Source organism: Saccharothrix algeriensis, from assembly GCF_016907655.1.
Classification (GTDB): Bacteria; Actinomycetota; Actinomycetes; order Mycobacteriales; family Pseudonocardiaceae; genus Actinosynnema; species Actinosynnema algeriense.
In genome coordinates this window covers 6022047-6048339 of the sequence record NZ_JAFBCL010000001.1, presented here as the reverse complement: position 1 = coordinate 6048339, position 26293 = coordinate 6022047, and the positions used below count along the sequence as shown (strand labels likewise).

Here is a 26293-nt window from a genome sequence, read left to right as displayed (position 1 = left end):
GGGGTGGCGGCACACCCGCCGACGGTCCTCGTAGCGGTGCGCCACTACGTGCGCGGGCGCCGTGCGCGCGGCGGGCGGTTCCGGCGCCCGTCAGGTCGTCAGTCCGAGGTGGAAACGCAGAAGGCGGGCCCGGCCGGGCCCGAGGGCGCTCTCCGCCCGCGTGATCAGCGCGGACAACTCGGCCGCGTGTGATCCCGCGGGGGTGGAGTACGCGGTCGCGGCGTCGTGGGCCGGCCAGTCGGCGAGGTCGGCCAGGGCATCGGCGTGCAAGGGGTGTCCGGGTTCGTCGGCCAGTTCCAGGTCGACGCCGATCCTGGTCCGGGTGCCCTGTGCGCGCAGGAGGCGGTAAGCCGCCCGCTGGACGTGTGGCGGATGTGCTCGGCGCAGCAGCGGACGCAGGGAGTGCTCGGCGACGGTGCCCGGCTGCCGGAGCAGGGAGAGCAGGACCTGCCGGGTCACCGAGGGCACCGGATCGGTGAGCAGGGGCAGGAGCGGCTGCGCGGAGGTGTCGCCGAGGCGTCGCAGCGCGCGGACCGCTTCGGCGCGGCCGCGTGACGAGGGGTGAGCCAACCACAGGCGGAGCGGGTCGGTGTCGGAGCGGTTTCCGGTCTCACCGAGGCCGGCGATCACCGAGGGCCGGGGTGGCCGCTGGTCTGCCGGCAGCGCCCGGTACCGCGTGGCCGGGTCCGTGCCGGCGCGGAGCACGGCGGCTTGCGCGGCCGCGCGCACCAGCGCGCTGCGGTCGGCCAGCGCCTCGGTGGCGACGGCTCCACCTGCGCCCGCCAGTGCGCGGACGGCGTCGGCGCGGACCGAGGCCGTCCCGCTTGCGAGCAGTCGGCGGAGCACGTCGTGGTCGCCGCCGGCCTTCGCCGCGCGGATGGCCGCCTGCGCGCACATCCTGCGGATCGGCAGGTCGGGATCGGTCCTCGCCGCGCGGAGCACGCGGTCGGCATCGAGCCGACCGGTGTCCAGGCCGACGGCGTGCGCAAGTCGCCTGGTGCGCCGGTCTTCGGCCGCCAAGGCGGCGGCCAGGGCCGTGGGCGGACCGTCGCGGAGCACGTCGGCCAGGGCGTCGGCCAGCCAACGGCCCTCGTGCCGGGCACTCACGGCGAGCGCGACCGGTGACAGGAGGGCGACCGCCTCGGCCGGCGCGCGGTCGAGCCGCCGCCCGCACTCCCGGCGGGCCCGGTCGCGGACCTCGGGGACCCAGTCCGCCGCCCGCAGCGCCAGCACGGGCAGCGCGGTGGCGTCGTCGCGCTCACCGAGCACGGCCACGGCCGCTTCCCGGACGAAACCGTCCGGGTGGCAGGCGGCGAGCAGCACTTCCAGCGGTCCGGCGCGGCCGGCGGCGAGGAGGCGGGCCGCGGCGCCGGTCCACCGGGCAGCGTTCCACGGGCCGCGCCGGGCGGAGAGGTCCACCGTGAGCCACATCCGCGGGTCCGCCGCAGCCAGCACCCGTGCCGCGTGCGCGATCAGGTCGGCCCCGCCGTGACGACCCACCACGAGCAGCATCGACGCGAGGTCGTCAGCGGCATCGAACTTCCCGCCGGCCGCACCGGCGACAGCGCGCTCAAGCCGCCCCGGGTCGGGAACTTCCGCTGCCGGGGCGTCCGGAAGGGGCACCGCGACCGAGTTGCGGTCGTAGCGCCCACGCAGTCGCCTGAACAGACCGATGACGCCCACGGCCGCCCATGCTCCCAACCGGCACAGCCGCGCGCACACGGTTTTCCACCGCCGATGCCGGTGGACATCACGCCGCACCACTGGTCGTAGCGGCCGCGGGGCGTGCGACGCACGTGTCCCCGAGTACCGGACCGGCTGGACGCTCGTCCCGTTCGCCGCGGGCAGCGGCCGGTGTCGGATTCGGCCGTGGTCGCGGCGGTGGAAACGCGTGGTGCCCGGGAGGTCCGGTGCGGCACGATCCGGCTCATGACGTGGCTGCTGGTCCCCTCCGACGTGCTGCACCCCCACCGTGCCGACGAGCACTTCGCCGCGGAGGCGCGGGCCGCCCGCGCCGCGGGCATGTCGGTGGCGCTGGTGGACCACGACGCGCTGTCCCGGGGCCTGGACGCCGACCGGGCGGTGCGGCGCGTGACCGGCGGCGGTGCGGCGATCTACCGCGGCTGGATGCTGCGCGGCGAGCAGTACCGGGCGTTCGACGCGGCGCTGCGCCGGCGGGGGGTCGAGCTGCGCACCGACGCCGAGCGCTACCGGCGGGCCCACGAGCTGCCCGGCTGGTACGACCGGCTGGCCGCCCTGACGCCCCGGTCGGTGTGGACCACCGGCGTCGACCGCGCGGCCTTCGACGCCGCGCGCCAGGAGCTCGGCGCCGGCCCGGCCGTGCTGCGCGACCACACCAAGTCCCTCAAGCACCGGTGGCACGAGGCGATGTTCGTCCCGGACCTGGCCGACGCCGACGCGGCCTGGGCCGTGGCGCGCCGGTTCCGCGAGCTGCGGGGCGAGGACCTGGTCGGCGGGTTCGTGCTGCGCCGCTTCGAGACCTTCGTCTCCGCCGAGGTCCGCACGTGGTGGGTCGACGGCGACTGCCGGCTGGTCGGGGCGCACCCGGACACCCCGCGCGACGAGCCGGGCGAGGTGCCCGACCTCGCCGCCGCGCCCCTGATCGCCGGTCTCGGGCTGGCTTTCGCCACCGCCGACTTCGCCCGCCGCGAGGACGGCTCCTGGCGGCTGGTCGAACTCGGCGACGGGCAGGTCAGCGACCGACCGGGCACCGTCGCGGCCGACGAGCTGATCGCCGCGCTGCTGGGACCGGGCGGGTGACCGGGTGCGCGAGCACCGAGGGCAGCCGGCGTCGTCGTGCGGCCCTGCGCCCCCTCAGCTCCGCCGTTCCGACCCCGGCTCCCGCTTTCCCCGCCAGTGGGCCATCAGCTCCGCGGCCGTCGGTCGGACCGTGCCGTGGTCCGGCGCGATGATCTCGTCCAGCCGGTGCTCCCTAGGGCACGCGATGGACAGCCACAGCACGAGCACCCACCCCGCGACCGTCCACCACGCGGGACCGGAGAGCAGCGAGAACAGCACCAGGCTCACCGCCGCCATGGCGGTGAGCACGCGCTTCGCGGACAGGTGGTGGACGATCGAGCCGCAGCCGAAGGCCGCCGCGCACAGGACCAGCCAGCACCACTCGTTCGCCGCGACCCGGGCGGTGAACGAGTGGCGGTCCCAGGGCAGCGAAACACCCACCGCGACCGCCACCGCGACGACCGCCTGCGCGATCCGGTGGCGCGGCCACCCCGGCCGCCAGTACTGGTGCATCAGGGCCTCCTCCGCTCCATGGTCGGCGCGGCGCGTTGTGCCGGGCAGACCCGGAAGGACGAATCGGCCGTGTTCGAGGAGCACGCGCAGCGGGCGCCCGCCCGGTTCGGCGGCTCGAAGCGACGCCTCGGCCGTGATCACGGCGGTGCGCGCCCCCGGCGCCGCGCCGGAACCGGCCGCACCCGACCCGCCGACCGCGCCCCGCCCGCCGACCGCACCCGACCCGCCGACCGCGCCTCACCCGTCGGCCGGGTGCTCCCCGTCGGCCGGCCGCTCCGGGGCCTCGGCCAGGGCCACCAGGCCGGCGCGGTCGAGGAGGTCGACGCGCTGGTCGCCCTGCGGGCCGGAGCGGGCGACCAGGCCGCGGCGCTCCAGCAGGCCCATCGCCTTGCGGAGCTTGTCGGTCACCAGCGAGCCCTTGCCCCTGGCGGCGAACTCCGCCCGCTCCTCGGCCGTCAGCGTCCGCGCGACCTCCTTCTTCCACACGTCCAGCAGGTCGGCGCGCGCGACGGACGGCGCGTCGCCGGCCAGGTCCAGGACGATCCCCGCGAGCACCCGCCCGTGCCCGTCCTGCTGCGCCGAGCGCTGCCCGACCAGCGCCTCCAACGACGTGCGACCGGTCGGGCCGGGCACGTCGAGGGCCGTCAGCCGCTCCCACAGCGCCCGGTCGGCCGCGGTGGCCCCGCCGCCACCGCCGAGCACGGCGGCCCGGTGGGCGCCGATCGCCTCGCCCAGGGCGACCACCAGGCTCATCAGCTCGTCGCGGACGTCCTCGCCGCGCAGCCGGCGCACCTGCGCCGCGATCAGCCGGTGGCGTTCCCGCACCAGCGCCTCGAAGTGCGAGGTCTTCCTGGCCCGCTCGCCGCTCTCGGCGACCGCGCGCTCGTACTCGACCCGGGTGATCTCCCCCTCGGCCAGCCGCGCCCGGGCCGCCTCCCGCTCGGCGCCGCGGTGCGCGCGGTCCGCCGCGATCCGGTCCAGCATCCCCTGCAGCACCCGGTCGGTCTGCTCGACGTAGGCGTCGGAGGCCAGCAGCCGCCACTCCTCGGCGTCGCGGTTGCGCAGCGCGAGGTTGACGAACCGGTTCGCCGCGTGGTCGTCATCGGGTCCGTAGGGCAATGCCACGGTGTCAGTCCCTGCCAGTCTGTCGTGGTGCGGTGGTGGCGAGCCCGGACCGTGCGGGCTGCCCGCCACATCGTCCCAGCTCGGCGGCGGGGCCGCGCACCGGCCCGCCGTGCCGCGGGGGCCGCGCCCGGTCGGGAGCCCGCCTCGCGGGGGACCGGTCAGGTCAGGACCCGGATCAGGGTGACCCCGTCGCGCAGCGGCAGCAGCACCTGCTCGAACGCGGGGTGCGCGGCCACCCGCGCGTTGAACCCGGCGACGGCCTCGCCCCGCGGCGACCGGTGCGCCGGGTCCAGGTAGACCTCGCCCTGGTACAGGGTGTTGTCCACCACCACCACGGCTCCGGGGGCGAACAGCCCGCGGCGGTGGGCCAGGTCGAGGTAGTCCCAGTACTGGGTCTTGTCGGCGTCCACGAAGGCGAAGTCGAACACCTCGCCCGCGTCGGCGAGCCGTTCCAGCGTCGCCAGGGCGGGACCTTCCTCCAGGGTGATCCGGTCGCAGCCGGCGAACGCGTCGCGGGCGATCGCCGCCGCGCCCGGATCCGCCTCGCAGGTGACCAGGCGGCCGTCGGCGGGCAGCGACTCCGCCATCGCCAGCGCCGAGTAGCCGGTGAACGTGCCGATCTCCAGCACCCGGCGGGCGCCGGACACCGCGACCAGGAACCTGAGCAGCTGCCCCTCGACGTGGCCGGACAGCATCTCCGGCTCCAGGGTCGCCACCGCGCCCCCGGGGCGGGCCCACGGGTGCCCGAGGGTCCGCCGGTTCACCGCCGCGAGCCGGTCGGACTCCGGCACGGTCATCGCCGAGAGGTAGTCGTCGAGCCGCGAGGCCAGCGCGCGGGCCCGGTCCAGGCGCGCGGACGGCTGCCGCCGGTCGAGCAGCTCCAACTCGTGGGCCAGGATCGCCAGCGGGGTCACCGGTCGCATCACGTCCACCTCGCGTCGCGCAGGTACATGCCCAGCCCGCTCCCGCCGTCGGGGAACCGGTCGCAGTGCGCCCGGTGCCGGTCCACCGCCTCGGCCAGCAGCGCGTCCTCGACGTCGTCCAGGTAGTCGCACTTGCCCAGGCCGCCGCGCGGGACCACCGCCCACAGCGCCGAGCCGCCGCGCTTGCGCCGCATGGTGTCCTGCGCGACCTTCATCAGCGCCAGGTCCTCGATCACCGGGTGGTGCACGGCCAGGCCCAGGTCGCGGCACACCGCCACCAGCGCGTCGCGGCCGTCCTCGTCCAACCAGCCCACCAGGGTCGCCAGCGTCGCGGTGAGCGCCATCTCCACCGCCACCGCGTGACCGTGCAGCAGCCCCGCGACCGGCTCGAACTTCGCGCTCCAGGTGTGGCCGTAGGCGTGCGGGCGGTCCTGCCGCGTCTCGAACATGTTGGTGCCCTCGTGCCGCATGTAGGCGTGGAGGGAGCGGAACAGCACCTCGTCGGCGACGGCCGCCAGGTCCGGGTCGTCGCCGGTGGTGGCGAACCGGGTGTCCAGCAGCGCGCGGCCGTGCCGCTGGAGCAGGGTGAACAGCGCCTCGTCGTCGACGGCCGCCATCTTCACGATCTCGGCCGCGCCGTGCCGCAGGTGCTCGGGCGCCAGGGTGCTGAACAGGGCCCGGTCCACCAGGGTGAGCACCGGCGGGTGGTAGGCGCCCAGGGCGTTCTTCATCAGGGTGCCGTTGACGCACGTGCGCGGGGACGGGCCCGCGTCGACCGCCGAGACGATGCTGGTGCCCACCATGACGTACGGGGTGCGCCGGTTGAGCAGGGCGCACGCCAGGCCGGCCGTGTCGGTGAGCACGCCGCCGCCGACGACCAGCACCGGTTCGCCGCGGGCGACGTCGCACCCGTCGCTGCCCAGGAACGCGGTCATGCGGCACACGGTGTCGAGGGTCTTGTCCGCCTCCAGCGCCCGGCACACCATCGTCACCAGTGGGATGCCGTGCGCGGTGAAGTACTCCCGCAGGGCGTTGCCGTGCAGGTGGTCCACGGTGGCGTCCACGATGGCCACACACCGCCCCGCGGGCCGGTACACCTCGGCCAGGTCGGGGGTCGCGGGGTCGAACACCCGGTTCACCAGCCGCACCTCGCTGCGCAGGCCGAAGGTCGCGTCCACGGTGAACGACCGCCCACCGGGGCCGCACCGGATGTGCCCCGACCCGGTGTAGTGGGCGGAGGTGGCGTACTTGCCGTTGTCCAGCGAGTCCGTCATCGGATGTCCCTTTCGGTGTCATACGAGCTTTCCGGTGGCCCAGTTGACGCGCTCCCACCGCTTGCGCGCGGCCAGCGCGCGCAGCACGAGCACGGGGAACTGCACGTGGTGCATCACCAGGAACGGCAAGGGGTCGCGCCAGTCGAACACGCTGTCCTTGCCGCGCACGAGCCCGCGCAGCCACGCCCGCAGTTCCCGCCGACGCAGCACCTGCCGCAGCCGGCCCAGTTCCGCGCCCAGCCAGTGCACCGCCGGCGAGCCGGGCAGCGGGCGGGCGACGCCGTCGTGGGCGGGGTCGAGGTAGGCCGCGGCCAGGTCCGGGCTGTCGTGGAACGCCACCAGTGCCGAGTGGGGCCGCGGGTTGCACTCGATGGCGTAGGGCACGCCGTCGTCGCCGAGGATGAAGTCGAACGACACCTGGCCTTCCAGCCGGTGCGCGGCGACGAAGTCGCGCACCCACCGCCAGATCGCGGGCACCTCGACGTGGCGGTAGTTGAGCTGGAGCGCCGAGGACTCCGAGCACGTGTACGCGGTGATCCGCCCACTGCGGCACGTCGTGTGAGCGCAGTACTCGCGGCCGGTGACACGCCGTTGCAGCACCCACGGCCGGTCCGGCCCGATCGGCAGGTCGGCCGGTGGGGCCGCCGGGTCGGACACCACGACCACGCGGTGGTCGGACGCCATCGACGTCCACTCGGGCGGCTTGAGCACGTACTGGCGGCCCGCGAAGTCGGCGTCGCGCACCTGCCGCACGTCGGTGATCCGCCGCGTCTCCGGGCCGGGCAGCCCCGCGTCCAGCACCAGCTCGGCGAAACCCGCCTTGTCGTTGAGCCGGCGGTGCACGCCGGGCTCGTTGGCCAGCACCGAGCAGAACCCGGCCAGCACGGGCACGGCGTCGGAGGTCGGTTGCGAGAGACCGGGTTCGTCGATGACCGGCACGACCGTGTCCACGCCCTCGGCCCGGATCACCGCGACGAGGTCCCGGACGTAGCCGACGGGGTCCAGGGCGGGGTCGGCGACCGGGTGGAACGCGCAGCAGGCGCGGGAGAACCGCAACGGGCCCCACCTGTGCCGGGGTGTCGACACGGCCACCACGCGGTGGCCCGCCTCGTGGAACTTCCTGGCCAGCAGGAGGCTCTTGGTCATGTGGGTGGTGGTGATCAGCACCGTCGTGCGGGCGCCGCAAGGCCGGCGCGGTGCCAGCAGGTGCGCCACACCGCACACCAGAACCGTCACCGGAGCCGTGACGACCAGCGCGGTCAGCAGCGCGACACCGCGCACGCCGGGCAGGAACGACGTCACCGGACCACCTCTCAGACCTGTGGTTCCGGGGCTGCCCCGAGCGGTTTCCGACAACCGCCGCACCGACCGAATCACCCGTACGTGTCCTGGTGACCGAGGGTGGTGGTGACGCAGCGACAAGGTGTTCGGTGTCTGGCGTCGGTGCGCGGCATCCGGGCGGAGTTGTTTCGTCCCCGGTCATGGCGGGCACTGGCCGGGTCGTCCCTCGACGGGCGCGTCGGGGGCGTTCAACGGGTGATCGCGGGCGACATTTTTCCAAGACTCGGCCACGGCCCGCCGATAGCTTCGACCTCGCGGTTCGCGGTCACCACGGCAGGCGGGGACCCGCTTGGCGGCACCGGTGCCCGCGAGCAGCCTTCACACGGATCTGTCGAGGGGAGAACGACCATGTTCGCAACCGGGGTTCGAAGGATCGGGGCCGCTCTCGCGGTCTCCGCCCTGCTGGGGGTCGCGGTCCAGACCGGCGCCGCCCGCGCCGAGGTCTCCGTCCGGTCGTGGGACGAGTGCCAGGCCGGGCTGTTCTGCGTGTTCTGGCACGTGAACGGGGGAACGCTGCTGCGCGGCACCGCGGCGAACTTCACCAACATCGGGAACGAGGGCAGGGGCGACAAGGCGACGTCGGTCTGGAACAGGAGCCCGTGGACGGGCCGGCTGTACGACTGGGACCGGGACCGGGAGTGCTGGATCCACCTCGGCACGTACCGGCCGGGCTTCCAGGGCAACGTCGTGCCCAACGCGAACGACCGCGCTGACGCGATCGGACTGGCAGGCAACGTCGAAGGCGACGTGTGCCGGTAGCGGTCGCCGAGGGGGGTGGTGGCCTGGCCGGGTCGACCGGCCAGGCCGTTCCCGCGGCGCGGCCCGACGCGCGGTGCGGCCCTACCGTGCCCCGGGCCCCGGCCGGGCGCCGTCCGCCGGAGGGCGCAGCCTGAGCAGGTTGCCGAGGAAGAGGTCGGTCCGGGCGTTGCCGGGGCGGAGCAGCGTGGTCGGGGAGCACCCGACCAGCAGGCGGAAGTCCCGGTTGAGGTGCGCTTGGTCGGCGTACCCGCACAGCTGGGCGACGGTTGAGAGCGGCAACGGGTCCGGGCCGGTCAGGAGCCGGATCGCCCGGTGGCACCGGGCGATCCTCCCGACCGTCTTCGGCGGCAGGCCGACCTCCCGGTGGAAGCCGGTGCTCAGGCGCTGCCGGCTCAGGCCCGAGCGCCGCGCCAGGTCGTGGACCCCGAGGTTCCCGGTCGCCGCGGTCAGGCTCCGCCAGCCGGCGTCGAACGGCACGGCGAGTCCCGGGCCGTCCGCGATCCAGGTCGCCAACCTGTGGTCCAGGATCCGGAAGCGGTGATCCCAGTCCCGGGCGCCCGACAGCTCCTCCGCGAGGCGGCGCGCGCGAGCGCCGAGGAGGTCGCCGAACGCCACGCTGGTGTTCGCAAGCTCCCGCGGCGGCACGGCGAACAGTGCCCGCGCCCCCAACGGGGTGAGCTCCACGACGACCGCGTGCTCCCGGCCCCCGATCTCGTAGACCGTCGGCCGGTCCGACAACCCGGTGACCGGCGAGTCCACGGCCGGCGCGGACCCCACCACCCGGCGCCGGACCGGCGTGTCCAGGTCGATGACCAGCACGACCGAGTTCAGCGCGGCCAGGCTGCGCCGCTGCGGCACCTCGGTCGTCCGGCGGTAGGCGAAGTAGAAGCTGACCCAGCGCGCCAAGCGGCGGTCCGGCACCCGGCTCCTCCAGAAATCGCCGTCGTAGCCGGTCGACGGCCCCCCGATCTCCCTCATCGCACCCCTTCCCACCCGGCGCGGCGGCCACCCGGCCGCACCGGGTCAAGCGCTTCCCGCTTCGTCGAGGACGTGTTCCGGCACGCGTTCCCGGGGAACGTGGAGCTCGAAGTAGCCGGCGTCATTCGTGAAGACGAAGGTGTCGAACGGCGCCCTGGTCAGCGCTTCGGCGAAGAAGTCGGCGGAGCCGGCCAACGCGAAGTACAGGTGCCACACCCGGCCCTCGGCGCCGGCGACGAGCAGGACGTCCTGGTCGATCTCCACCTCGACCTCGGCCCCGGCTCCGGCCGGGCCGCGGCGGCGCAGGGCCGGGCGCCACCCACCCACGACGTCGCGCAGGAGCCGGCACTCGTCCGGGCCGTCGGCTCGACGCAGGTCGGGCATCACCACCACCACTCCGGGAACCCCCGTCCACGCTCCACGCCGGCTCGAGTCCGCGCCTCGGCCGGCGTGCCGCCGACCGGCGGCCGGGCGACCTCCGCCGATCGGGCCGGCGCCGGGATCAGCGTACGGCTGTTCGCGGCGCGGCGGTGGGGCGTCGTCACCACCCCGCTGGTGCGTCCAGCCGCTTTTTCCACGGTTGCGTATTCGCGGGGCGGCAGCGTGATCCGGTCGTCGTCGGGTGTTCCGTCACGGGTGGGCGTGACCGCGCCCCACCCGTTCCCCGCGACACGACGGGAGAGACATGTCGAAATCGGTTCGTCTGGTGATGGCCGCGCTGCTGGCGCTCGGAGCGCTGGCAGGCTGGTCCACGACCGCGGCGGCGAGCGAGATCCGGGAGGAGATCACGATTCCGCTCACCCCGGACCTGTCCAGCTCGGGCAGGGTCGAGGCGAGGGCCGCGATCTGCTTCTTCACCTACGCCTACGGCGAGCGCGCGTTGGCGTCGGTGAGGTGCTACGGCAACGGTGGGGCCGCCGGGTACTTCAGCGTCAGTGCGCAGTGCGGCGACGGGAGCATGGTGCACAGCGACCCGGCGCGGTACGGCTCGCCCATAACGGTGAGCTGCCCCGGCTCCGCCGGGATCCGCAAACTCACCGTGACACTGACGACCCTGCGGTGACACCGCTCGTGCCGGGTTCCGGGGAGGAGGCTCCCCGGAACCCGGCACGAACCGGGGTGGGCGACGGCGTCGTGACGTCGACGTCACGACGACCCCGGGCACCGCCGAGCGGTGGCACCCGGAGGACAGCGCCGACACGACCCCCCGTCCATCGCCCATCGCGGCAGCGCAGTCCGGGGCGATCGACCACACCCCTCGAATGGTCGATCTCCGGATGCCCTGCTCGCACTCCCCCTCGCCGGAACCACGACAGCGGGTCGGGACCCCGGCCCGACCGGCACGGAACCCGCCACCGATGTGCGACAGGTCCGTTACACTCCGTAGAGAATAGCGGCCTACCCGACGGGTCGTCAACCAGTTCTGTTCAGCAAGACGCCCTGTGCTAAAAACTGGTTGCTAACCGTTGCGGAGCAACGAGAAGCAGGGTGTCGAAGCGCCCGACCCGGGGAGAGGAGGCCATGAGCGACACCGATCACCTCAGGTTCTGGCGACTCCTCGACGAACTCTGCCGGGAGCGCGGCACCAGCACCGCCGACCTCACCGCCGCGCTGGCGGAAGCGGGCCACCAGGTCACGCCCCAGTACCTGTCGGCGCTGAGGTCGGGCAAGAAGGACAACCCCAACTACAAGCTGCTGCACGCCCTGGGGCAGGTGCTCGGCGTGCACCCCGCGTGGTTCGTCGGGGGCCGCCGCGACCGCGCGCACGGGTCGGTGACCTCCGACGGCTTCACCGCCAGGCTCCGCCGGTTGTTCGAGTCGATCCGCCCGGCCGGCGGGAACCCGTACAGCATCCGGGAGATCGTGAGCCGGGTCCCCGAGTGCACGGCCGCCCTGCCCGGCCGGGGGTGGACGCTGTCCGCGCCGACGCTGGCCGACCTCTGCAAGGGGGACAACGACAACCCGAGCCTGCGGCAGGTGCTGGTGATCGCCGCCGTGTTCGGCGTGGAGCCGTGGTACTTCTTCGACGACGACTACGCCCGCCGGGCGGACGCGGAGGCCACGGCCATCAGGATCTCCACGGTGCTGGAGCTCGACGTGCGGGCCGTCGTGGCGCGCAGCTTCGCGGGCGACCGGGCCCGGCAGGTCGACCCGCAGGTGGTGGGCTCGGTCATAGCCCGGATGACCCGCGCGTTCTTCCCGGAGAAGGCCGACCAGGTCGAGCGGCTGCTCGCCGTGGACAACCGCGACGAGGACCCGGACCGGGACGGCCCGGGACCCGCCGCGGCCGACCCGGGAAGCCCCTGACGACGTGGAAGAAGCAGTCTGGAGAGCACGAGAGGGATCGCAGACCGCCCCCATGAGACACAGCGAGCGCAAGAAGATCGCGGCCAGGCTGGTCGAGGCCCTCGGGGCGACGCGCCCGATGACGACGGAACAGCTGTGCCACCGGCTGTGCGAGGTGCTCAGCGACTGGGAGAAGCGACCGGTCAAGCTGGCCTTCATCGACGTCAGGCCGATGGGGCTCAGTGGCTGCACCTGGGTCTCCCAGGACGACGCGGGCCCCATCGCCATCGCGGTCTCGCCCGGACCGAGCTGGACCTACCGCCTGGGCGTCCTGCTGCACGAGATCGCCCACCGGCTGCTGAAGCACGAGGCCGTCGTGGACACGAGTGAGGGCCCTCGGCTGTTCGGCTACCTCACCCCCCAGGCCGAGCGCTTGATCGCCGGGCGGACCGACTTCACCGAGCAGGAGGAGCACGACGCGGAACGACTGGCCACGACGCTGCACAAAGCGCTGTTCGCGTGGTCCGCGACGCGCGGCAGGGAACCGCTGCCCGCCACGGCTCCGGCGGAGCTGCGCCGGATAGCGGGTTCGCTGGAGTAGGGCTCGGGATTCGGGGGGAAGCCATGTCGCAGCACGTGATCGCCTACACCTTCGCCGGGACGGCGTTCGCCATCAGCGCCGTCAAGGTCTGCCAGGCGCTGCGCGCCTCCTCGGACCCGCGGTCCAGGGGAATGCGCCCGGTGCGCCTGACCATCGCGGTGGTGACGGCGTTGGGGGGATTGACTGCGGGGTTGGCGGCGCCGCCCGTCGTGGTCCGGATCAACCGGGTGTCGGGCGTCCCCAACCTGGCCGCGCCGATCGTGCACCTGGGGATCATCGCGCTGGCCGCCTCGGTGCAGGTCCTCCTCCTGCTGTGGTCGGCGGGCAGCCGGGAAGGACGACCCCGGGTGCGCTGGAGGCTCTGGACGCTGGCCGCGGTCGGGGTCGTCCTCATCGGGCTGTTCGCGGCCGGCGACGTGCCCGATGAGCGCCCCGTGGACTTCGAGTCGTACTACGCTTTGCAGCCCGCTGTGGCCGCGTACAGCAGCCTGTACCTCATCACCTACGGGGTCGTGCACCTGGGCGTGGCCCGCCTGTGCCTGAACTGGTCGCGTTCGAGCCATGTCGCGGCACACCCGTGGCTGCGGCGCGGGCTTCGCACCGTGGCGGTGTCCGCTGTGTGCGCGATGGGCTTTTCCGCGGCCCGGTTCCTCGCCATGGCCGCCCGGTGGTTCGGCCTGGACATCGACGCGCTCGCGCTGCCGTTGTCGGTGCTGTCGGCGCAAGTCGGCCTGCTGGGCTTCCTGATCGGCCTGCTGCTGCCGGCGTACGGGCAGCCCCTGGCCCGCGTCCCCGGCCGGGTCCGCGCGTACCTCTGGGAACTGCGCGCCCACCTGCTGCTCAAGCCGCTGTGGGCGGCCCTGCACCCCGTCAACCCGAGCGCGGTGCAGACCGTGGCCCGCCAGGAGAGGTTCAGCGTGCGGTGGCGGGTCATCCGCCAGGTCATGGAGATCCACGACTGGCTGGCCGTGATACGCCCCTACCACAGCCCCGCGGTGGCCCGGGACGCCGAACGCCTGGGCCGCGCCGCCGGCCTGGCCGGGTCCCGCCTGGAGGACCTGGTCCTGGCCTGTCAGATCAGGGTGCTGGTGGCGACGAAACCGTGGTCCACCTCCCCGATCGCCGTGCCCGAGGAGACCGACTCCATCGCCACCGGGGTCACCGAGGCCGTCTACGTCGCCGAGGTCTCCCAACTGACCCGCTTGGCCGCCGCCTACCGGTCCCCCTTGGTCGACTCGGTGGCCCGACCGCACCTCCGACCGGCCGTCACCGGCGCCGACCTCCCCTGACGCCGCTCGACCACACCACCCGCGCTCCCCGGACGAAAGACCTGAGATGCACCCTCTCCCGAACCCCGATCCCCGTCCCAGGCCCGCGTCTTCCCAGGGAGGCGCCGGGTGACCCTCGTAGCCCTGGGGACGTACGTGCTCTGGCTGGCCCTCGCCTTCGGCGTGCCGATCACCGCCATGCGGCGGCGCACGGGCGGGCGGGACTCGGGCATGCGGATCTCCGGCCCCGTGCAGTGGGGAGGCGAAGCGGCTTTCGGGGTGATCGGCCTGGTCGGGTTGACCAACCCGGTGCTGGACCTGCTCGGCGTCCTGCCCCGGATCGACCCGCTCGACCAGCTGCCGCTGCGCGCCCTCGGCGCGGTCACCGCCTTGGCCGGCGTTGCCGCCACGTTGTACGCCCAGCTGTCCATGGGACCTTCCTGGCGCATCGGCGTGGACGCCGCCGAACGCACCGACCTGGTCACCACCGGCCCGTTCGGCGTGGTGCGGAACCCGATCTTCAGCTCGATGCTGCTCACCGGCCTCGGCCTGTCCTTCGCGGTGCCCAACGTCGTGTCCTTCGGCGGGCTGCTGCTGTTGTACGCCACCGTGTCGGTCCTGGTGCGCCAGGTGGAGGAGCCGCACCTCATCAGCCTGCACGGCGCCGACTACCTCGCCTACGCACGCCGGGTCGGGCGATTCCTCCCGGGGATCGGACGGCTGCGCCGCGACGCGGTCCGCCCGCCTCGCTGAAGGCGGCCACCTCGCAGGCACGGCGCCACCGGGGCCGTGACCACGGGCCTTCCCCGATCACCCGGGCGGTTCCCACAGCCGTTCGACGTGCTCGGCGGCGGCGCGCGGGTCGAGGTCGGGGTGCTCGCGGCGGATCGCGCCGAGCAGGCGGTCGCGGGTGCGGCGGCGTTCCCTGCCCCGGCTGAGCCGGATCCGCTCGGGTGCCAGGTCCAGGGCGTCCAGCGCGGCTCGGAGGGCTTCGGCCAGGCGGGCGCCGTCCCGGTCGGTGAGCAGGCCCGCCGACCGGGCCAGCGACTCCGGGGGCTCCGCGGGGTTCCTGACGGCCCGCTCGACCAGCGCCGCCGCGTCCCGCGGGTGGACCCGGCCGCCGATCACCAGCCGCAGCACGTCGCGCGCGGCGGACGTGGGCAGGGCCAGGTCGGCCGTTGCCACGTCGAGCGAGTCGGCCGCTCGGCGGACGTGGGTGAGGTAGAAGTCGGCGGCCCGGGTGAGGCCGAGTCCCGGGTCGTGGTCGACCAGGTCGAGCACGGCCGCGGTCAGGCCCAGCCGGGTGAGGCCCAGGGCCATGGTCCGCGGCGCCCCGGCCCGGACGAGGGCGTCGACGTCCTCCCGGTCGGCCGCGGTCATCGGCCGGTGCGTGCCGTGCCGCCGCGCCGCGGCCCGGTCGAACCAGTCCGCCAGCGCGCCCAGCCGGGACTCCCGGGCCAGCGACGCGGGCGCGTCGCAGCCGAAGACGTGCGCACCGCCCCGTTCGGCGAGCCGGAACTCGGCCCCGTCCACCCCCGGCGTCAGGTGCACGACCCACCGGCTGCGGGCGCGCAGCTCGCGCACCGGTCGCACCGCGCGCACCACGTCGATCGGGTCGAGCGGGCTGGACACCACGATGCCCAGTTCGCCCGCGCTGTGCGGGGACAGCGTGCCGCGGCGCAGCCGCGGCACGCGCCCGGCGTGCAACTCGGCCACGCCGAGCTGGGCCCCGGTGAGCTGGTGCAGGACGACGGCCGACGCGGTGTCGCGCGTGGCGGCCAGGAACCGCTCGATCTTCGCGCGGTGCGCCCGGACGTGCCGCCGCGGGGGCGGGACCGGCGGGAGGCCGTTGAGCCAGGCGTGGAAGGAGTCCTGCAGCCACGGGTCGAGGTACTTCTCCTGGTGGTCGGTGCCGAGCGTCCCGCTGGGCACGTCCAGCTCGCGGAACGCGCCGACGACGTCCATCGTCGCGGTGAACGTGGCCAGCAGTTCGAGTTCACCGCCGGTCCGCAGCTGCGGCGTGGCCAGCAGCTCCTCCCGGTATTCGAGGTAGGCCAGCAGCTCCGGCGGGGTGGGCAGCAGATCGGTGAGCAGGTGCAGTTCCGGCACGGGCAGGATCACCGGGAGCGCCCCGTCCGGCAGCACCTGCCGCCGCCACAGCAGGCCGAGCACGGTGGACAGCGGGTCGAAGGTGTCCGCGGTCGGCACCACGGCGTAGACCCGGCGGACCGCCCTGCGCTCCAGCGTCAGCGACTCGCCGCGCCCACCGGTCAGCGCGACGCGGCCGTCCCGGTCCAGCGCGCGGACCAGCCGGGCCACCTGGAAGAACCCGTCGCCGACGGTGCGCCGCAGCTCGGTGGCGGCGGCTTCCGGGTCGCCGTGCCGGGACCGCGTGCTCAGGTACCCGCCCTTGCCCTCCACCACCAGCACCACGTCCCGCCACACCAGGACGCCGTCCACCTCGATCAGCTCGCCGGGCCGCGTGCCGGGGTACTTGCCGCCGCGCAGCACCCGGGCGCCGGGGAACACGCCGGCCAGGTGGTCCAGCGCGGCCTGCTCCACCACCTCGCCGCGGGCCCGGTGGTACAGCAGGTCGGGCAGCCGGGCGAAGACCCGCTCGACCAGCCGGGAGAGGTCCGAGCTGACCAGGTGCGGCAGGCTGAACAGCACCAGGTCCCCGACCTCGATCAGCGGGGTGGTGGCCAGCGGCGAGTCGAACACGTGCCTGCGGGCGGTGTTGCGGCCCAGCGCCGCCGGGTCCGCGGCGAGCAACGCGCGCCACCGGTCGGCCTCCCGCCGCTGCGGTTCCGCCAGCGCTCCGGTCAGCAGCGACCAGGGCACCAGGAGCCTGCTCCCGGCCGAGGCCAGGTCGTTCGCCGTCGCCTCGGGCAGGGTGAGGTCGGCAGGCAGGTGCAGCAGGGTGCGCTCGCGCAGCAGGGTGCGCAGCGCGGGGTCGGTGACCGTGCCGTGGAACTCCCGGAGCAGGTCCCCCCAGCTGGACAGCACGAACATGTGCGCCCGCAGCAGGACGGTCAGGTCCGGGTGGTCGCCGCCGCGGTCCCGGATCCACCGGGCCAGGCGCAGCGAGTACTGCCAGTCGTAGCGGGTCGGGAACGCGCCGTGCTCGGACCGCCAGGCCCAGGCCAGTTGGTCGTGCGCCTGCCACCACTCGCCCGGCGCGACCAGGGCGCCCCCGCCGTCGGTCCAGCCGTCGGTCAGCGCCAACTGGCCGTCCAGCACGTCGTGCCGCCGGGCCAGGACGAGCGCGCGCAGCGCGGCCTTGAGGTTGCCGCGGCTGAACGGGTCCGGCGAGCCGACCCGCGGTTGGCAGGAGGCCAGGAACTCCATCTCGTGGGTGAACGGGTTGGCCGTGCCCAGCTGCACGCCGTCGTCCCCCTGCCCGAACAGCACGGCCAGGCACAGGCAGTCCAGCAGGGTGGTGCGGGCCAGCTCGACGTCCAGCGCGCGGGTCGTGGTGGCCAGTTCGCGTTCGCACGCGGCGCGGAACTCGGCGATCTCGGCCCCGGTGACGGGGTGGCCGAGGGGCGGGTCCCCCGGTGCGGGCGGTGGTTCCACGAGGTCGGCCAGGCCCGCGGCGAAGGCGTCCGACAGCCGGGTGCCCAGCCCCGACAACACCGTGATCGTGTCGCGCAGCGCGCCCTGGTCCCGCGTCTGGATCCCCATGCCCCCGACTCCCGCGACAAGTCACCGGCAACGCCCCCCTCTTCCCCGCACCACGGCAGAACAGCGTCGCCGAGGAACGGAAGCCGTGTCCCACCAACACCTTGTCCGGCGCAAGTGCCGCACAACACGGCCCTGGCGCCCGCTGCCACCCGTGTCCGGAACCGGCATCCGGCGCCATGCCGGTGGGCTGCGTCCCACCGGGTGCCAGTGCGTGGTGCCGGCGGGGCGCCGTTCGTGGGGTGGACCGGGGCGACGCGGCGAGGTCGGCACGGTGGCGGACGGGTCCGATGTCATCAGCCCCCGCCCGTCAGGCTCCACAGTCGGGCGAGGTTGTCGTTGCTCGGTGCGGCCACGTGGCGGCCGTCCGGGCTGAACGCCACGCTGAGCGCCCCTTCGCCCGGAGCCTCGGCGACCTGCTGCCGGGTGGCCGTGTCCCACAGCCGCACCACTTCCGGCCCGCCGGCGCTGCCGCCCACCGTCGCCAGGTGACGGCCGTCCGGGCTGAACGCCAGGCCGGACACACCCTCCGCGAAGGGCTCACCGATCTGCTGTCGGGTGGCGACGTCCCACAACCGCACCGCGTTGGCCACGGGATCGCCGGCCGTGGCCAGGGTGCGGCCGTCCGGGCTGAACGCCAGCGCGAACACGATGCCCTGCTGCGTGATCGGCTCCCCGACCCGCTGCCGGGTCCCTGTGTCCCACAGCCACGCGCCGTCCATGCCACCGCTGGCCAGGGTGCGGCCATCGGGGCTGAACGCGAGGGCGAAAACGGACTTCTCGGGCAGGGTTTCGCCGATCTGCCGGTGGCTCCCCGCATCCCACAGTCGCGTGCCGGAGATCATGCCGCCGTCCGCGACCACCTTCCCGTCCGGGCTGAATGCGACGTCCAGCACGGGCTTCGACATGAAGCCGCCGACCGGGAGCAGCGCCTCACCGAGCTGTTGGCGACTGGCCACGTCCCACAGCCGCGTGCCCAGCGCGCCACCGGTGACCAGGGTGCGCCCGTCCGGGCTGAACGCCAGCGCGGACACCGGCGTCGCCTCGAAGGGCCGGCCGACCAGCTGGTGGTCGGCGAGGTCCCAGAGCCGGACGGTCCGGTCCCCGGACGCCGTCGCCAGCGATCGCCCGTCCGGGCTGAACGCCACGCTGGTGACGGTGTCGGCGTGCCCGGCCAGTTCGGCGACCGGCGTCAACACCACACCGCCCTGCCCCGCCGAGCCTGCCTCCGACGTGGCGCTCGGGGTTTCCCGCGCCGGCCGGAACGTCCACGCCAGGACGCCGACGACCACGACGAGGCCGGCGACCGCCACACGCCGGACGAGCCGGCGGTCCGGCTCGGAGGAGGCCGCACCACCGGGTTCGACCGCCTGTTCCTCCGCCGTGCCCACGAGTTCGCCCACCTCGGCGTCCTGCCGGGCGATCAGCTCCCGCACCTCGGACGGCCACGGCGCCGGGGACGCGTCGACGTGCGGCGAGAGTTCGGCCAGCAGGTGGGCGGGTGACGGCCGTGCGGCGGGGTCCCCGGCCAGGCACCCTTCGACGAGCCCCCGCACCACCGCGGGCACGCCGCTGAGGTCGGGTTCGGCGTGAACCACGTCGTGGAAGGCGCGCGGTGTGGACGGCCCGGCGCCTGTGCTCGCCAAGATGAGCACGCAGCCCAGCGAGAACACGTCGCCGGCCGGGGCCGCGGGTCGGCCCTGCGCCTGCTCGGGGGACGTGGCCCCGGGCGAATCGGCCGACCACCCGACGTGGGTGGTCCCGCTGTCGGTGGCTCGCGCGATCCCGAAGTCGACCACCCGCACGCCGTCGGCGGTGAGCAGCACGTCGGACGGCTTCAGGTCCCGATGCGCCAGCCCTGCGGCGTGCACCTCCACCAGCGCGGCGGCCATCCCGGCGGCCAGGTGCAGCACGGCCTCCTCCGGCAGCGCGCCCGCGGCGTCGACCGCCTCGCGCAGCGGGACACCGCGCACGAACTCCGATGCCACCCAGGGGATCGGCGCGTCCGCGTCCGCGTCGACCACCGCGGCGGTGTGCGCGCCCGACACCCGGCGGGATGCCTCCACCTCACGGCGGAACCGCGCCCGGAACCCGTAGTCCTCGGCGAACTCCGCCCGGACCAGCTTGACCGCGACCAGCCGGTCGTCCGGGCCGACGCCGAGCAGCACCCGGCCCAGGCCGCCCCTCCCCAGCTCCGCCACCACCCGGTACGGCCCGACCCGTGCCGGGTCCGAACTCCCCAGCGGCTTCATGACCACCTCCTCCGACGACGTGCTCGTGCGCTGAACTCGTGGTCCACCGGGTTCGTCCCGACTCAGCCGCAGGGCGGGTCGTAGGGGAGGTCACCGCCGACGTAACGCTCCCAATTCCCGGTGGTGAGCGTGTTCCCGGTGACGGCGCAGATCCGCTCGACGCCGCGCTCCACGTCCAGCCCCGTCAGCCGTACCGACAGGTCGCTGCTGCCGGTGGCCAGCGTGTGGCCGTCCGGGCTGAACGCCAGCGCGCGGATGGCGTCGGTGTGGCCGGTCAACGGCGACCCCCGCGGGACCGGCCGAGCACGGTCGGACAGGTCCCACAACCGAACCGTGGAATCGGCGCTGCTGGTCGCGAGGGTGCGGCCGTCCGGGCTGAACGCCACCGACAAGACCATCTGGGTGTGGCCGGTCAACGGCGACCCCCGCGGGACCGGCCGAGCACGGTCGGACAGGTCCCACAACCGAACCGTGGAATCGGCGCTGCCGGTGGCGAGGGTGCGGCCGTCCGGGCTGAACGCCACCGACAAGACCATCTGGGTGTGGCCGGTCAACGGCGGGCCCAGTGGCACGGGCCGTGCCCGGTTCGAGACGTTCCACAGCCGCGCCGTGTAGTCGCTGCTGCCGGTGGCCAGGGCGTTCCCGTCCGGGCTGAACGCCACCGAGAAGATGGCGTCGCTGCGACCGGACATCCGGGTGACGTCGCTGTCCTTGGCCAGCGGGTAGCCCATGAGCGCGGGGCTACCGGGGTCGGAGATGTCCCACAGGCGCGTCGCGGAATCGCTGCTGCCGGTGGCCAGGACGCGCCCGTCCGGGCTGAACGCCACCGCGTTGACGGAGTGCTCGTGCCCGACCAGCGGTTCTCCCAGCCGCTTCGGCCGGGCGGGTTCGGCGACGTTCCACAACCGCACCGCTGCATCGTCGCTGCCGACGGCCAACACGCGCCCGTCCGGGCTGAACGCCACCGAACCGACGGCTGTGCCCACGTCGGTCAGCGGACTGCCCAGCGCCGCGGGCCGGACGGGGTCGGACAAGTCCCACAACCGCACGTCGGGATCACCCGTGCCGGCGGCGAGCGTGCGCCCGTCCGGGCTGAACGCCACCGAGTAGGTGGTGGTGGCCGCACCGGTCAGCGCCGTGCCCGGGAGGTTCCACAGCCTCACGGCCTGGTCGATGCTGCCGGTGGCCAGCGTCCGTCCGTCCGGGCTGAACGCCACCGCGCTGACGGTCCCGAGGTGCCCCCTCAGCGGGTTGCCGAGGACCTTGGGTCGAGCGGGGTCGGAGATGTTCCACAACTGCACCGTCGAATCGCTGTTGCCGCCGGCCAGCGTGCGCCCGTCCGGGCTGAACGCCACCGCGGCCACGGAGCTGGCCATGGTGCTGAGGTGGCTGCGCGGGGAGGCGCCGATCGTGGTGACCGCGGCGGGATCGGCGACGTTCCACAGTCGAACGGTGGAATCGTCGCTGCCGCTGGCGAGCATGCGCCCGTCCGGGCTGAACGCGAGCGAGTTCACCGCGCCGGCGTGGCCTCGCGGTGTCGTTCCCACCAGCACAGGGCGGGCGTAGTCGGTGACGTCCCACAGCCGGACGGTGGAATCGTCGCTGCCGGTGGCGAGCGTGCGCCCGTCCGGGCTGAACGCCACCGCCCCGACCGGATCACCGTGGCCGACGACCTCGCTGGGCGACTGCGCCAGCGCGGGGTCGGCGACGTTCCACACCTGCGCCGTCCCGGACTCGCTGGCCGCCGCCAGGAAGCGGCCGTCGGGGCTGAACGCGAGGGCACCGATGGTGCCCACCTGACCCCGCCAGCCGTTCTCCTCGCTGAACGGGCCGCGCAACACCACGGGACGGGTCGAGTCGGCGACGGTCCACAACTGCACCACCCCGGCGAGACCACCGGTGGCCACCGTGCGCCCGTCCGGGCTGTAGGCCAACGAGTGGGCCGCGTCGGAGGGGTCGCCGCCGGATCGCCCCGACGCCCCGGGCCGGGTGGGATCGGAAACGTCCCACACCCGCACGGACCCGGTCTTGTCCATGCCGCCGGTGACCAGCGTGCGTCCATCCGGGCTGAACGCCACCGCGGTGACCCGGTCGGTGTGACCCGTCAGCGGGGTGGACAGCGGCCCGCTCGCGGCGGTGACCAGCCGCGTGGCGGTCTCGTCACCGGGCCGGATCCGGTGCGCCACCAGGTGGAGCTGCGCGGACAACGACACGTCGGAGCCGCGGAGCTGATCGGCTTCGGCGAGGACCCGGTTGTAGACGGCGAGGTCGCGCTGCCGGACGGCTTCGTGCTGCTGCTGGAAGGAGAAGAAAGCCGCGGTCGAGGCGACCGCGGTGAGCACGGTGAGCACGGCTACCAGCCTGGTCCGCCGCCGCGCGGCACGGCGTCGCGCCCGCAGGCAGGCCGCGAGGAAGGCTTTCCCGAGCGGGCTCAGCTCGCCGGGCAGCGCGCTGTCGGCCCACGCCTGCGCGGTGTTGAGCCGGCTGCCCCAGAACAGCAGGGACGAGTCGCGGTCCGCGCGGTCCCAGGCCGTGGCAGCTTCCTCCAAGCCCTGGTGGGTCAACCGGCCGACGCGGTCGGTGGTGATCCATCCCTTGAGCCTGGGCCAGCTGTGCAGCAGGGCTTCGTGGGTGATCTGCACGCTGTCCTGCTGCCGGGTGAGCAGCCGCGCACCGGTGAACGCTTCCACGACCGCCGCAACGGTCGCGTGATCGGGGCCGGCGGCGTCCACCAGCTCGGCCAGGGAACCGCGGCGCCGGATGTCCTCGGTGCCGTCCCCGATCCTGATCAGCCGTCGGAAGAGCCACCGCGCCACGCGCTGCCCGTCGTCGTCCAGGGCGGTGTGGGTCCGCTCGGCGGTCGTGGCGATGGCGTGCTCGATGCCGCCGGTGTCCCGATAGCCCTGCACGGTCAACGTGGCACCGTGCCGCTGCTGCCAGCTGACCCTCAGCGCGTGGGCCAGCAGCGGCAGGCGTCCGGCCTCGTAGCCCTCGGTGGCCACCCCGAGGTCGCGGAGCAGCACCTCGACCAGGCCGGGTTCGACGTCCAAGCCGACGTCCTGCGCCGGGTAGCGGATCGCCTCGCGCAGTTCCGGTTCCGACATCGGGCCGACGACCAGCGGCGAGTCCTGCAACGCCGCGCGAATCGCGGGCTGGTTGGCGCAGGCCGCGTAGAAGTCCGCCCGCACGCCCACCACGACCAGCCCCGGCGGGCCTGCCGCGGGATCGGCGATTTCCACGAGGAGATCGATGAAAGCGCGTCGCCGGTGCTCGTCCGAGCACAACGTGAACAATTCCTCGAACTGGTCCACCACGACCACGACCCGCGCGCCCAGGTCGCCGTCGGGGCCGCGCAGCGCATCCCCCAAGGTCGTCAGCCGCCCGTCGGCGAGTTCGGCGGCCACCGCTTCCCGGTCGTCCCCCGACCACCGCGCGATCGCGTCGGCGAACGCCGCCGGCGGGTCCGAGGTGGGCGTGAACAGCAGCTTGGGCCACTTGCGCGAGCCGGGCAGCGAGCCCTGGTCGAGCCTGGGCAGCAGACCCGCCCGCAGCAACGACGACTTGCCCGCGCCCGACGGGGCCACCACGACCTGGATCCCGCCTTCGCGCAGCCGCAGGTCCAAGCGGGCGTTCAGCTCGGTCACCAGCCCGTCCCGGCCGAAGAACCACTTCGCCTGCTCCGGCTCGAACGAGGCCAGCCCGGGGTAGGGGCACTCGTCCACGACGTGGTGCGGCACCGTGCGCCGACGGGTGTTCACCCCGTCGCCGTGGTAGAAGTTCAGGTCCCTGCCGGCCTGGTTGACGGTACCCCCGTGGGAAGCCCGCCCCTCCTGGTGAATTCCCCCGTTCGGGAAGACCGGCGCCGAATCCTCTCCGGAATTCATCGTGCCAATCGCCGCCCTCGATCGTCCGCACCGGCAGTGTGGCAGTGGCCGAGGTCGCGATGTCCGCCCTAGTGCGGGTCCGGCGATTCGGTGGCGCGGGTCCGGGAACCCCGCGCGCCCTTCAGCCGCACCCGCCGAGCCGGCAGCCTGATAGCGACCGGCTTCCTCGGGGCATGATGTCGCGGTGGACGTCAACGAGGTGTTGTTGCCGGGTGTCGGGTTGCGCTACGAGTTCACCAACGCCGACGGTGCCCGGATCGGGGTGATCGCCCACCGCGAGGGTGGCTTCGAGTTGGTGTCCTACCCGCCGGAGGACCCGGATGAGGGCCGGCCGCTGCTCCGGCTGACGCGGGAGGAGGCCGACACCGTCGCCGAGATCCTCGGCGCACCGCGCATCGCCGAGCGGTTCGCCGACCTGTCGCGGGAAGTGCCGGGCCTGGTGTCGGACCGGGTCGACGTGCCGGAGGGGTCACCGCACGCCGGCCGGCCGCTGGGGGCTATGCGGGCGCGCACGCGCACCGGTGTGTCGGTGGTCGCGATCGTGCGCGGCGACGGCGTCATCACCTCTCCCACTCCGGCGGAGATCATCCTTCCGGGCGACGTGCTGGTCGTGATCGGCACGGCCGAGGGCATCGGGGGCGTCCGCCGCATCGTCGGGGGCTGAACCGGCGTGCACACCTCGCTGGCCCTGCTGCTGGAGTTGGGCCTCATCCTGGTCGCCCTCAGCGCGCTGGGCACGGCCGCCCGCCGGTTCGGCCTGCCCGCGATCCCGCTGTACCTGGTCGCGGGCCTGGCACTCGGCGAGGGCGGGATCGCGCCGGCGCCCGCGGCCGGCGGGTTCGTCGAGGCGGGCGCCTCGATCGGCGTCGTGCTGCTGCTGCTCACCCTGGGGCTGGAGTTCTCCACCGCCGAGTTCACCCACAGCCTGCGCCGCCACGTCCCCTCCGCCGCACTGGACCTGCTGCTGGGCGCCGGGCCCGGCGCGGTGGCCGGGTGGCTGCTCGGCCTCGACGCCGTCGGCGTCCTCGCGCTGGCGGGTGCGACGTGGGTGTCGTCCTCAGGTGTCATCGCCCGCCTGCTGGGCGACCTGCGCAGGCTGGGCAACCGTGAAACCCCGGCCGTGCTGGCCGTGCTGGTCATGGAGGACTTCGCCATGGCCGTCTACCTGCCCGTGCTGGCCGTCCTCGTGGCGGGCGGCACGTGGTGGCAGGCGGCACTGGGCGTCCTGGTCGCCGTCACCGCCGTCGCCGGCGCGTTCCTGGTGGCCCACCGCTTCGGCCGGCACGTCAACCGGTGGCTGGCCCACCCCGACGCCGAACAGCTCATGCTCCGAGTGCTCGGCGTCACCCTCGTGGTCGCCGCCCTGGCCGAGTTCGCCAACGTCTCCGCTGCGGTCGGCGCCTTCCTCGTCGGCCTCACGCTCACCGGCGAGGCCGCCGAACGCACCCGCCGGGTGCTCAGCCCGCTGCGCGACCTGTTCGCCGCGGCGTTCTTCCTGGCGATCGGCTTCGCCGTCAGCCCGGCGGAACTGCTGCCCGGCCTCCCCGTCGCACTCGCGCTGGCCGCGGTCGGCGCCGCCGGCAAGGTCGCCACCGGTTGGTACGCCGCCCGGCGCGACGGCTCCGCGCGCCGCGGCCGCCTGCGCGCCGGTACCGCCCTGATCGCCCGCGGCGAGTTCTCCGTCGTGATCTCGGGCCTGGTCGGCGCCACCCACCCCGGGCTGGGGCCGCTGATCACCGCCTACGTGCTCGTCCTGGCCACCTCCGGACCGCTGATCACCCGGTGGCTCGGCGCGCCGGCGGGGAGCACCACCGCAGCGCCCCGCTAGCGGGGTCGGTCACGCGGTGTCGCGGCGGAGGAGGGCGGGCCCACCGTGGTCGGCAGCGCGGTGATCGCGGGCAGGGCGGGCAACCGGGGCGGTGGAGGCGGCGGCAAGGTGGCGCCGCCGCGATCGCCCGCCGACCCGGGCAAACCGATGCGGGACAGGTTCGTCCTGGTGGCGGAGCTGACCGACGACCCGGCCGCGACGTCGAGGGCTCGCAGCCTTCACCGCGACGCTCGGCCTGCCCTTCGCGCCGGACGACTCACACGGCGCGCGGGCTCACCACGTCGGCGGCCGGCTCGCGGTCGGCCACGGCTTCCGACCCACCGCGATCCTGTCGTCCGCCCTCTCCTCCTCGGTGCCCTGCTCCGGGCTCCGGCGGCGAAGACCGGGGGCGGGTCCTGCGGGCGCGGGGGCCTTCGGCCCTCAGCCCGCGGATCCCTGCGGCCCGGACGCGGCCGGCCGGGCCAGGCCAGTCGGTCGGCGGACCGGGCGCGTCAGGCCCCTGCCCCGCCAGGGCGAGCGCCCGCACCGGGCGGTCGTGGACGATCGCGCGGTGGACCCGCACGTCCGGGTACTTCTCCTGCCGGCCCGCGAGGCGCTCGGCCGGCACGCGCACCTGCTCCACCTCGGCCCAGTCGACGGTGAAACGGGAGTGGCAGGCGCTGTCGACCAGGAAGTCGTTCCAGGCGATGACCGCCGTGAGCGGGGCTCCCCGCAGGGACGCCTCGTTCTCCGCGACGTCTCCCGCGACGTCCCGGTCCCCGCCGCCCACCGCCACGCGCTGGTGCGGGCGGCCGAGCGGGAGCGCTCCTGGCTGCACGTC

General features: G+C 74.5%; 21 protein-coding genes. 9 read left to right on the top strand and 12 right to left on the bottom strand.

From position 1 onward, the window contains the following. Positions 1-90: 90 nt before the first annotated feature. Complete coding sequence (locus tag JOE68_RS27450; protein ID WP_204845274.1) at positions 91-1512, bottom strand: HEAT repeat domain-containing protein; 1422 nt, start codon at positions 1510-1512, stop codon at positions 91-93. 417 nt (positions 1513-1929) lie between these two features. On the opposite strand from JOE68_RS27450, the gene JOE68_RS27445 reads away from it, so the two are divergent. Beyond that, the gene (locus JOE68_RS27445) at positions 1930-2781 is read left to right on the top strand and encodes an ATP-grasp domain-containing protein (RefSeq protein ID WP_204845273.1); all 852 of its coding nucleotides are present in this window, start codon (positions 1930-1932) and stop codon (positions 2779-2781) included. Between the two features lie 54 nt (positions 2782-2835). Here JOE68_RS27445 and JOE68_RS27440 read toward each other — a convergent pair whose 3' ends face one another. From JOE68_RS27440 to JOE68_RS27420, 5 genes are all read right to left on the bottom strand, one after another. Then, positions 2836-3273 carry a hypothetical protein gene (locus tag JOE68_RS27440; protein WP_204845272.1) on the bottom strand — a complete coding sequence of 146 codons (438 nt, stop codon included), beginning with the start codon at positions 3271-3273 and terminating at the stop codon, positions 2836-2838. Between the two features lie 237 nt (positions 3274-3510). Next, positions 3511-4398, bottom strand: a complete 888-nt coding sequence (locus JOE68_RS27435) for a hypothetical protein (RefSeq protein WP_204845271.1) — start codon at positions 4396-4398, stop codon at positions 3511-3513. A 158-nt stretch (positions 4399-4556) separates the two neighbouring features. Further along, entirely contained in the window at positions 4557-5321 is a 765-nt protein-coding gene (locus JOE68_RS27430) for an O-methyltransferase (protein WP_239562369.1), read from the bottom strand. Beyond that, positions 5321-6595: a 3-dehydroquinate synthase family protein gene (locus JOE68_RS27425; protein WP_204845270.1), complete on the bottom strand. Its 1275-nt coding sequence runs from the start codon at positions 6593-6595 to the stop codon at positions 5321-5323. The genes JOE68_RS27430 and JOE68_RS27425 overlap by 1 nt, the downstream gene beginning before the upstream one ends. A gap of 18 nt (positions 6596-6613) precedes the next feature. Continuing rightward, on the bottom strand, positions 6614-7897 hold the full coding sequence (locus JOE68_RS27420) for an ATP-grasp domain-containing protein (RefSeq protein WP_204845269.1): 1284 nt from the start codon (positions 7895-7897) through the stop codon (positions 6614-6616). Positions 7898-8284: 387 nt separating this feature from the next. Here JOE68_RS27420 and JOE68_RS27415 point away from each other — a divergent pair, with 387 nt between their 5' ends. Next, positions 8285-8695, top strand: a complete 411-nt coding sequence (locus JOE68_RS27415; protein WP_204845268.1) for a peptidase inhibitor family I36 protein — start codon at positions 8285-8287, stop codon at positions 8693-8695. 81 nt (positions 8696-8776) lie between these two features. Here JOE68_RS27415 and JOE68_RS27410 read toward each other — a convergent pair whose 3' ends face one another. Both JOE68_RS27410 and JOE68_RS27405 read right to left on the bottom strand, forming a co-directional pair. Continuing rightward, positions 8777-9673, bottom strand: coding sequence for an AraC family transcriptional regulator (locus JOE68_RS27410; protein WP_204845267.1), 897 nt, complete (start codon positions 9671-9673; stop codon positions 8777-8779). 45 nt (positions 9674-9718) lie between these two features. Continuing rightward, positions 9719-10057: a hypothetical protein gene (locus tag JOE68_RS27405; protein ID WP_204845266.1), complete on the bottom strand. Its 339-nt coding sequence runs from the start codon at positions 10055-10057 to the stop codon at positions 9719-9721. Between the two features lie 301 nt (positions 10058-10358). On the opposite strand from JOE68_RS27405, the gene JOE68_RS27400 reads away from it, so the two are divergent. The 5 genes from JOE68_RS27400 to JOE68_RS31995 all read left to right on the top strand — a co-directional run bounded on the left by JOE68_RS27400 (position 10359) and on the right by JOE68_RS31995 (position 14581). Continuing rightward, positions 10359-10736 (top strand): hypothetical protein, encoded by a 378-nt coding sequence (locus JOE68_RS27400; protein WP_204845265.1) that lies wholly within the window; start codon positions 10359-10361, stop codon positions 10734-10736. Positions 10737-11194: 458 nt separating this feature from the next. Further along, positions 11195-11980, top strand: coding sequence for a hypothetical protein (locus JOE68_RS27395; protein ID WP_204845264.1), 786 nt, complete (start codon positions 11195-11197; stop codon positions 11978-11980). Positions 11981-12032: 52 nt separating this feature from the next. Further along, a complete protein-coding gene (locus tag JOE68_RS27390; protein ID WP_204845263.1) occupies positions 12033-12560 on the top strand; it encodes a hypothetical protein in 528 nt (175 codons plus the stop codon). 23 nt (positions 12561-12583) lie between these two features. Further along, a complete protein-coding gene (locus JOE68_RS27385; RefSeq protein WP_204845262.1) occupies positions 12584-13849 on the top strand; it encodes an MAB_1171c family putative transporter in 1266 nt (421 codons plus the stop codon). A 108-nt stretch (positions 13850-13957) separates the two neighbouring features. Beyond that, positions 13958-14581 (top strand): methyltransferase family protein, encoded by a 624-nt coding sequence (locus tag JOE68_RS31995; RefSeq protein ID WP_204845261.1) that lies wholly within the window; start codon positions 13958-13960, stop codon positions 14579-14581. Between the two features lie 57 nt (positions 14582-14638). Here JOE68_RS31995 and JOE68_RS27375 read toward each other — a convergent pair whose 3' ends face one another. The 3 genes from JOE68_RS27375 to JOE68_RS27365 all read right to left on the bottom strand — a co-directional run bounded on the left by JOE68_RS27375 (position 14639) and on the right by JOE68_RS27365 (position 23645). Next, entirely contained in the window at positions 14639-17512 is a 2874-nt protein-coding gene (locus JOE68_RS27375) for a hypothetical protein (protein WP_204845260.1), read from the bottom strand. A 293-nt stretch (positions 17513-17805) separates the two neighbouring features. Continuing rightward, the gene (locus tag JOE68_RS27370) at positions 17806-19761 is read right to left on the bottom strand and encodes a WD40 repeat domain-containing serine/threonine protein kinase (protein ID WP_204845259.1); all 1956 of its coding nucleotides are present in this window, start codon (positions 19759-19761) and stop codon (positions 17806-17808) included. A 62-nt stretch (positions 19762-19823) separates the two neighbouring features. Further along, on the bottom strand, positions 19824-23645 hold the full coding sequence (locus tag JOE68_RS27365) for a WD40 repeat domain-containing protein (protein WP_204845258.1): 3822 nt from the start codon (positions 23643-23645) through the stop codon (positions 19824-19826). A 184-nt stretch (positions 23646-23829) separates the two neighbouring features. Between JOE68_RS27365 and JOE68_RS27360 the strand changes: the two genes are divergently transcribed. After that, on the top strand, positions 23830-24309 hold the full coding sequence (locus JOE68_RS27360; protein WP_204845257.1) for a cation:proton antiporter regulatory subunit: 480 nt from the start codon (positions 23830-23832) through the stop codon (positions 24307-24309). 6 nt (positions 24310-24315) lie between these two features. Further along, a complete protein-coding gene (locus JOE68_RS27355; protein WP_204845256.1) occupies positions 24316-25473 on the top strand; it encodes a cation:proton antiporter in 1158 nt (385 codons plus the stop codon). A gap of 256 nt (positions 25474-25729) precedes the next feature. Here JOE68_RS27355 and JOE68_RS27350 read toward each other — a convergent pair whose 3' ends face one another. Next, positions 25730-26290: an adenine nucleotide alpha hydrolase family protein gene (locus JOE68_RS27350; RefSeq protein WP_204845255.1), complete on the bottom strand. Its 561-nt coding sequence runs from the start codon at positions 26288-26290 to the stop codon at positions 25730-25732. Positions 26291-26293: the final 3 nt, after the last annotated feature.

What these genes read in the sequence shown, in the direction of transcription:
- JOE68_RS27385 (WP_204845262.1), top strand. Translation starts at nt 12,584, where the DNA reads ATGTCGCAGCACGTGATCGCCTACACCTTCGCCGGGACGGCGTTCGCC.
- JOE68_RS27405 (WP_204845266.1), bottom strand. Translation starts at nt 10,057, where the DNA reads ATGCCCGACCTGCGTCGAGCCGACGGCCCGGACGAGTGCCGGCTCCTG.
- JOE68_RS27400 (WP_204845265.1), top strand. Translation starts at nt 10,359, where the DNA reads ATGTCGAAATCGGTTCGTCTGGTGATGGCCGCGCTGCTGGCGCTCGGA.
- JOE68_RS27425 (WP_204845270.1), bottom strand. Translation starts at nt 6,595, where the DNA reads ATGACGGACTCGCTGGACAACGGCAAGTACGCCACCTCCGCCCACTAC.
- JOE68_RS27375 (WP_204845260.1), bottom strand. Translation starts at nt 17,512, where the DNA reads ATGGGGATCCAGACGCGGGACCAGGGCGCGCTGCGCGACACGATCACG.
- JOE68_RS27365 (WP_204845258.1), bottom strand. Translation starts at nt 23,645, where the DNA reads ATGAATTCCGGAGAGGATTCGGCGCCGGTCTTCCCGAACGGGGGAATT.
- JOE68_RS27445 (WP_204845273.1), top strand. Translation starts at nt 1,930, where the DNA reads ATGACGTGGCTGCTGGTCCCCTCCGACGTGCTGCACCCCCACCGTGCC.
- JOE68_RS27440 (WP_204845272.1), bottom strand. Translation starts at nt 3,273, where the DNA reads ATGCACCAGTACTGGCGGCCGGGGTGGCCGCGCCACCGGATCGCGCAG.
- JOE68_RS27410 (WP_204845267.1), bottom strand. Translation starts at nt 9,673, where the DNA reads ATGAGGGAGATCGGGGGGCCGTCGACCGGCTACGACGGCGATTTCTGG.
- JOE68_RS27395 (WP_204845264.1), top strand. Translation starts at nt 11,195, where the DNA reads ATGAGCGACACCGATCACCTCAGGTTCTGGCGACTCCTCGACGAACTC.
- JOE68_RS27370 (WP_204845259.1), bottom strand. Translation starts at nt 19,761, where the DNA reads ATGAAGCCGCTGGGGAGTTCGGACCCGGCACGGGTCGGGCCGTACCGG.
- JOE68_RS27390 (WP_204845263.1), top strand. Translation starts at nt 12,033, where the DNA reads ATGAGACACAGCGAGCGCAAGAAGATCGCGGCCAGGCTGGTCGAGGCC.
- JOE68_RS27415 (WP_204845268.1), top strand. Translation starts at nt 8,285, where the DNA reads ATGTTCGCAACCGGGGTTCGAAGGATCGGGGCCGCTCTCGCGGTCTCC.
- JOE68_RS27430 (WP_239562369.1), bottom strand. Translation starts at nt 5,321, where the DNA reads ATGCGACCGGTGACCCCGCTGGCGATCCTGGCCCACGAGTTGGAGCTG.
- JOE68_RS27450 (WP_204845274.1), bottom strand. Translation starts at nt 1,512, where the DNA reads ATGCTGCTCGTGGTGGGTCGTCACGGCGGGGCCGACCTGATCGCGCAC.